The following is a 6,694-nucleotide window of genomic DNA, read 5'->3' on the forward strand; positions in this document are numbered from 1 at the left end:
TGCAGGTAGCCGTCCCCGTAGGCCTGCGTTAAAGGCTCTCGAGTGGCCGTCCGGTCAGGGCGGCAATTTGGGTGGTACCGCGGCTCGTGTATAGACACAGGCCGTCCCATGTAACAGTGGGGCGGCCTTTTTCTTTTGCCGCCCGTGACAAGACAGGAGGTCGCAATGAAAGAACTGGACAAACTGTACGATCCTGCCCGTGTTGAAGACCGCACCTACGCGGACTGGGTGGAGAAAGGCTATTTCCACACCCAGGTGGACCGGAGCAAGAAACCCTACTCCATCGTGATGCCCCCGCCCAACGTGACCGGCCAGCTGCACATGGGCCACGCCATGGACGAAACCTGGCAGGACATCCTGATTCGTTATAAGCGGATGCAGGGCTATGCCGCCCTGTGGGTGCCCGGCACCGACCATGCCTCCATCGCCACCGAGGCCAAGGTGGTGGCCAAGATGAAGGAGGAGGGCCTGACCAAGGAGGATCTGGGCCGTGACGGCTTCCTGGAGCGCGCCTGGGCCTGGAAAGAACAGTACGGCGGCCGCATCGTCAGCCAGCTGAAAAAGCTGGGCTGCTCCTGCGACTGGGAGCGGGAACGCTTCACCATGGACGAGGGCTGCTCCAAAGCGGTGCTCAAGGTGTTCCAGCAGCTGTACGACAAGGGCCTGATCTACCGGGGCAGCCGGATGGTCAACTGGTGCCCCCACTGCCGCACCTCCATCTCCGATGCCGAGGTGGAGTATGCCGAGAAGGAAGGCAGCTTCTGGCATCTGCTCTACCCGGTCAAGGAAACCGGCGAGATGCTGGAACTGGCCACCACCCGTCCCGAGACCATGCTGGGCGATACCGCCGTGGCCATCAACCCGGACGATCCCCGCTATGCCCATCTGCACGGCTGCCATGTGATCCTGCCGCTGCTGAACAAGGAACTGCCCATCGTCTGCGACGAGCATGCCGATATGGAAAAGGGCACCGGCGTGGTGAAGATCACCCCCGCCCATGACCCCAATGACTTCGAGGTGGGCAAGCGTCACAACCTGCCCATGGTCCGCGTGCTCACCTACGACGGCCGCATGACCGGCGCGGCGGACAAGGCCGAGGCCGACGAGCTGCGGGCTTCCGGCCGTGCCAGCGCCGACGAGCCCGAAGTGCTGGACTGCGGCAAGTACGCCGGCATGACCGCCCAGGAGGCCCGCAAGGCCATTCTGGCCGACCTGGAGGCCGGCGGCTATCTCAAAGAGACCGAGCCTCTCACCCACGAGGTGGGCACCTGCTACCGCTGCCATACTGTCATCGAGCCGATGGTCAGCAAGCAGTGGTTTGTGAAGATGGAGCCCCTGGCCGGCCCCGCCATCGAGGCGGTACGCAGCGGCCGCATCAAGTTTGTGCCCGAGCGGTTCGACAAGCACTACTACCACTGGATGGAGAACACCCGGGACTGGTGCATCAGCCGTCAGCTCTGGTGGGGTCACCGCATCCCGGCCTTCTACTGCGACGCCTGCGGCAAGGTCCATGTGAGCGCCGAGCCGCTCACCACCTGCCCGGACTGCGGCGCGCCCGTGCATCAGGACGAGGATACCCTGGACACCTGGTTCTCCAGCGCCCTGTGGCCCTTCAGCACCCTGGGCTGGCCCGACAAGACCGAGGATCTGGACTACTTCTATCCCACCAACACCCTGGTCACCGGCTACGACATCATTACCTTCTGGGTCAGCCGGATGATCTTTTCCGCGCTGGAGTACACCGACAACATCCCCTTTGACACCGTGCTGATCCACGGCCTGGTGCGGGACGCGCAGGGCCGCAAGATGAGCAAGTCCCTGGGCAACGGCATCGATCCGCTGGAGATCATCCGGGACTACGGCGCCGACGCGCTGCGCCTGACTTTGGTGCTGGGCAGCACCCCGGGCAACGATATGCGCTTCTCGGATGAAAAGGTCAAGGCCAGCCGCAACTTTGCCAACAAACTGTGGAACGCCGCCCGCTTTGTGCTCATGAACCTGCCCGAGGGCTTTGAAGCCGGCCTGCCCGCCGAACTGGATCTGTCCGACCGGTGGGTGCTGTCTCAGCTGAACAGCCTGTGCCGCAGCGTGGGCGACAATCTGGAGAAGTTCGAGCTGGGCCTGGCTGCCCAGAAGGTGCAGGACTTCATCTGGGATGTTTACTGCGACTGGTTCATCGAGATCGCCAAGCTGCGCCTGAACTCCGGCGACGAGCAGCAGGCGGACAACGCCCGCAAGGTGCTGGTCTGGGTGCTGGACAAGGCGCTCAAGCTGCTGCATCCTTTCATGCCCTTCATCACCGAGGAGATCTACCGCGCCCTGCCCGGCAGCGGCGAGAGCATCATGATCACCCGCTGGCCCGAGGCCGACCCCGCGCTGGACTTTGCCGACGACGAGGCCGACTTCGCCAAGCTGATGGACTACATCAAGGCGGTTCGCACCGTCCGCGCCGATATGAACGTCCATCCGGCCAAAAAGACCAGCATGATCATTGCCACCGCCGATCCGGAGCCCTTCCGCCGCGGCCAGGTCTATCTGGCCAAGTTCGCCTTTGCCACCGACGTGACCGTGGTGGACAAGTACGAGGGCGACACCGCCGGCATGGTGCAGGTGGTCACCCACGCGGCCCGCGGCTTCATCCCCATGATGGAGCTGATCGACCGGGAGAAGGAGCTGGCCCGCCTGAACAAGGAAAAGGCTCTGGCTGAAAAGGAGATCGAACAGTTCGGCCGTCAGCTGGCCAACGAGGGTTTTGTGAGCAAGGCCCCGGCCAAGGTGGTGGACGACATCCGCCAGAAGCTGGCCCGTGCGCAGGATAAGCTGGCCAATGTGGAGCAGTCCCTGGCCGCTCTGGGCTAACCCGTAGATTATATACACTGTGCGTCCGGCCCCGCCGCGCCTTTCGGGGCACGGCCGGGGCCGGACGCTTTTTATCGGAATGGAAACCGCTATGCAATCACATACCCGTACCCCCTGGTACCTGATTTTGTTCCGGGTGCTGTTCACCGCTGCGCTGGCCGCTACCGTGTATTTTATCTTCTCCAATTCGCTGGAGATCGCCCGGGAATCCTCTGCCCGCAGCCAGCAGGTCATGGAACTGCTCAACAGTCTGCTCGGCCGCGTGGGGCTGGGCCCGCTCAGCGAGCACTTTGTGCGCAAGCTGGCCCATTTCTGCGAGTTCAGTCTGCTGGGCTTCTGGTTTATGCTTTGCCTGCGGGTGTATACCCGCCATTTTGTACGGCATGTAAGCTGGCCGCTCTTCTTTGGCCTGCTCACCGCCGTAATTGACGAAACCATCCAGCTCTATGTGCCCGGCCGCTCCTCCAGCGTGAAGGACGTACTGCTGGATTTCTCCGGTGTTCTTACCGGATTGTTTATTGCGCTGCTGATTCTGTTGTTTTTCCGGCTTTGCCGCCTGGCATTGCGCGGGCTGGAACGGGAAAACGAAGAGTAAAAAGGAGAAATCATGACCGAACAACAAGCCATTGCCTATTATCACAGCCTGCCCCGGCTCTCCGGCGCACCCACACTGGACCGGATGCGGGCGCTTCTGGCCGCACTGGGCAATCCGGAACAGCAGTTCCGGGCGGTGCACATCGCCGGTACCAACGGCAAGGGAACGGTGGCCAGCCTGACTGCCTCGATCCTGCAGGCTGCCGGGTATCGCACCGGCCTGACCATCTCCCCCTTTGTGCTGGAATTCCGGGAACGCTTTCAGATCAATGGCGAGATGATCCCGCCCCAGGAACTGGCTGCCCTTACTGAAGAGATCCGCGCCGCCGCCGATACCCTGGCCGAGCCGCCGGTGGAGTTCGAGGCGGTCACCGCCCTGGCGTTTCTGTGGTTTGCCCGTCAGAAATGCGATATCGCGGTGGTGGAGGTAGGCCTGGGCGGCCGGTTTGATGCCACCAATGTGCTGCCGCCGCCGCTGGTGGCCGCCGTGGCCTGCATCGGCCTGGATCACACCGAGCTGCTGGGGGACACCCTGGCCGCCATCGCCGCGGAAAAAGCCGGTATCGTCAAGCCCGGCAGCATCGTGGTCTGCTATCCGGATCAGCCCAAGGAGGCCCTGCAGGAGCTGATCGTGGCTGCCGGCGCGGCAGGCTGCGAACTGGTCGTGCCGGATAAGGAAGATTTGCGCCTTCTTAAAGGCCGCCCGCTGGAAAACCGCATCGACTACGGCGGTTACCAGGCGGCGCTGAACTTCCCGGGCGTGCACCAGGCCTACAATGCCACCATGGCGGTGGAGATCGCCCTGGCCCTCTGGCGCAAAGGTCTGGAGATTTCCGACGAAGCCATCGACAAGGGGCTGGCAGCGGCACGTCTGCCCGCCCGTATTGAGGTTGTGGGCCGGGACCCGCTGGTAGTCCTGGATGGCTGCCACAACCCGGACGGTATGAAAGCGCTGGCCGCCGCCCTCACCGCGGAAAATCTGCCCCGCTTCACGGCGGTGCTGGGAATGCTGGCGGACAAGAACGCCGCGGAATCCCTGGCCGCCATTGCACCCTGTGTGCGCCGTGCCTATACCGTAGCGCCGGACAGCCCCCGCGCTCTTTCCGCCGAACAGCTGGCCGAGCTGGCGAACCCCCATATTCCGGATGTGACCCCCTGTGCCAGCCTGCAGCAGGCGCTGGATCTGGCCCGGGCGGACGGCGCGCCGCTGCTGATCTGCGGCTCGCTTTATCTGGCCGCGCAGGCCCGTCCGTATTTTGTGAAGTGACTGCCTGCTTTTGGCAAAAATCGCAGACAAAGACCCGTACACTGGGAGTATCCCCAATGTGCGGGTCTTTTTGTTTGCCCGCACCGGGCAGGAACAGCAAACAAGGAGGAACAGTATGGCAAAGGTCACCTTTTCTTCGGCGGGCGATACCCTGGTCGCCTACCTGAGCGGCGAGATCGACCACCATTCCGCCCAGTACCTGCGGGACGAGATTGATTCGGTTCTCCAAAGCCGGATGCCGCAGACGCTTGTGTTGGATTTTTCGGCGGTAAGCTTTATGGATTCCTCCGGCGTGGGCCTGATTCTGGGCCGGGCACGCCGGATGCAGGCAGGCGAAGGCCGTGTGGTGGTGCAGCAGCCCCCGGCGCAGATTCAGAAGATGCTGGAACTGGCTCATGTGGCTTATGTATAAAGGAGGAATGGTTTATGAAAACCCGCAACATTGCCCGTATCAGCTTTCCGTCCCGCAGCGCCAACGAGGCCTTTGCCCGTGGTGCGCTGGCGGCGTTTCTTTCCCAGGCAGACCCCACCGTCAACCAGCTGGCAGATATCAAGACCGCCGTGTCGGAGGCGGTCACCAACTGCATTGTCCACGCTTACCCGGACCGGGCGGGGGTGGTGCGGATGACCCTGTCCCTGCTGGAGGGCGGCCGGGTACGCGTCGTGATTGCCGATAGCGGTGTGGGCATTCCGGATGTGGAAAAAGCCATGGAGCCCCTTTACACTACCGGCAATCCGGACGAGCGTGCCGGTTTGGGATTTGCCGTGATGCAAAGCTTTATGGATCGTGTCAAGGTCACCTCTCAGCCCGGAAAAGGCACCCGCGTCATTCTGGAAAAACAGCTGGAGACCCGGGAGTGAGCCGTCTACATAAAGGAGGGGACGGGCCATGACGCAGCTTCCCGGCACAAGAGAAGAATTCATAGAAAACAACCTGGGCCTGGTGCATGCCTGTGCCGGGCGATTCCGGGGCAGAGGGGTGGAATACGACGATCTGTATGCCGCCGGTTGTATGGGGCTGGTCAAAGCCTACGATGGATTTGATACCAGCCGGGGCGTGCAGTTTTCCACCTATGCGGTGCCGGTCATCCTGGGGGAGATCAAAAAACTGTTCCGGGATGGCGGCACCGTCAAGGTCAGCCGCTCGGTCAAAGAACTGGGAATGCGGATCAACGCTCTGCGGGAACGGTATATAAAAAGTACCGGCAGCGAACCCACCGTCAGTCAGCTGGCGGGAGAACTGATGGTCAGCAGTGAACAGGTGGCACTGGCCATCCGGGCCGGACAGCCGGCGCTTTCCCTGACACCGGCCTCGGAAGAAGAAGGAGGAAGGGAACTGGACATCCCGGTGGATTCCCCGGAGGAGGAACTGGCCGACCGGATCGGCCTGTCGGAAGTGCTGCAAACCTTACCGGCGCAGGACCGGAAGCTGATCCAGCTTCGCTTTTTTCAGGGGAAAACCCAGAGTGAAACCGCTGCAGTCCTGGGAACAACCCAGGTTCAGATATCCCGTAAGGAGCGAAAAATTCTGGCGCAGCTGCGCCGCAGGCTGTTGGATGACTAAAGGCCGCTTGTGCATTTTGCGCGCAGGCAGCCCCTTTTGCGGCGATACACCCCGCATTTTACTTGGAATTTACACAAAATCCCGTGAATTTACTGGCAAGAATCCCGAAAGAATGACTTTTGCGTAGAAATCGCAAAAAAAGTGTTGACCCAGGGGGTTGTCTGTGCTATTATATGTGAGCACCCTTTGAGGGGGCACGGCGCTGGAAAGCGGCTCGAAAAAATCTCAAAAAAGTGCTTGACAAACAGCACTCCGCGAGATATAATAAATGAGCTGCCCACCCGAGAGGGCGCGGCGCACAGGACCTTGAAAATTGAACAATATCGAAGCTTGAACGGAACCCTTTTAAAGTGAGGAAACACTTGAAAAAAATTCCAAACAAGTAATTCGCAGGACGCAAGCGATTGTGT

General features: G+C 61.4%; 6 protein-coding genes and 1 other annotated feature (1 of these 7 running past the window's edge). All 6 genes read left to right on the forward strand.

Annotation, left to right across the window (positions count from 1 at the left end; translation table 11 throughout):
• Positions 1 to 112 (forward strand) — a binding site (T-box leader); it begins 119 nt to the left of the window's first position.
• Positions 113 to 165: 53 nt separating this feature from the next.
• The 6 genes from B5E65_RS13375 to B5E65_RS13400 all read left to right on the forward strand — a co-directional run bounded on the left by B5E65_RS13375 (position 166) and on the right by B5E65_RS13400 (position 6,284).
• The gene (locus B5E65_RS13375) at positions 166 to 2,859 is read left to right on the forward strand and encodes a valine--tRNA ligase (RefSeq protein ID WP_087172265.1); all 2,694 of its coding nucleotides are present in this window, start codon (positions 166 to 168) and stop codon (positions 2,857 to 2,859) included.
• A gap of 91 nt (positions 2,860 to 2,950) precedes the next feature.
• Positions 2,951 to 3,454 carry a VanZ family protein gene (locus B5E65_RS13380; protein ID WP_087172266.1) on the forward strand — a complete coding sequence of 168 codons (504 nt, stop codon included), beginning with the start codon at positions 2,951 to 2,953 and terminating at the stop codon, positions 3,452 to 3,454.
• Positions 3,455 to 3,466: 12 nt separating this feature from the next.
• Complete coding sequence (locus B5E65_RS13385) at positions 3,467 to 4,720, forward strand: bifunctional folylpolyglutamate synthase/dihydrofolate synthase (protein ID WP_087172267.1); 1,254 nt, start codon at positions 3,467 to 3,469, stop codon at positions 4,718 to 4,720.
• Between the two features lie 115 nt (positions 4,721 to 4,835).
• A complete protein-coding gene (locus B5E65_RS13390; protein WP_087172268.1) occupies positions 4,836 to 5,132 on the forward strand; it encodes an STAS domain-containing protein in 297 nt (98 codons plus the stop codon).
• 14 nt (positions 5,133 to 5,146) lie between these two features.
• A complete protein-coding gene (spoIIAB, locus tag B5E65_RS13395; RefSeq protein WP_087172269.1) occupies positions 5,147 to 5,581 on the forward strand; it encodes an anti-sigma F factor in 435 nt (144 codons plus the stop codon).
• A 28-nt stretch (positions 5,582 to 5,609) separates the two neighbouring features.
• Positions 5,610 to 6,284, forward strand: coding sequence for a sigma-70 family RNA polymerase sigma factor (locus B5E65_RS13400; RefSeq protein ID WP_087172270.1), 675 nt, complete (start codon positions 5,610 to 5,612; stop codon positions 6,282 to 6,284).
• Positions 6,285 to 6,694: the final 410 nt, after the last annotated feature.

It is taken from the genome of Gemmiger sp. An120 (assembly GCF_002160955.1).
GTDB lineage: Bacteria > Bacillota > Clostridia > Oscillospirales > Ruminococcaceae > Gemmiger_A > Gemmiger_A avium.